We start from the raw sequence: 239 nt of genomic DNA on the forward strand, positions 1-239 counted from the left end.
GCTGGCCACCCCCTCCGACCAGGACACCACCGTCGCGCACCCCGCCGACGACGGGGGGTCGCCGCAGGAGATCGTCATCCCGGCGGGGGAGACCCGAGGGCTCGATGTCGCGGCGGAGACGTCCTACCTGCTCCGGCCTTCGGGTGAGGTGCATGCCGCCGTCGCGATGACCGCGCCGGGCGCTGGTGCCGTGCTCCCGGTCCCGCCGTCCCCTGGCGGCGAGACGTCGATCACCGTCT

At 74.9% G+C, this 239-nt stretch carries 1 pseudogene; it reads left to right on the forward strand.

Going from position 1 to position 239, the window contains the following annotated elements:
- Positions 1–239 (forward strand): annotated as a pseudogene (locus KVS71_RS18570) (hypothetical protein); the annotation flags it as partial.

The sequence above is a fragment of the Microbacterium sp. GbtcB4 genome, assembly GCF_019091465.1.
GTDB classification, from domain to species: Bacteria; Actinomycetota; Actinomycetes; order Actinomycetales; family Microbacteriaceae; genus Microbacterium; species Microbacterium paraoxydans.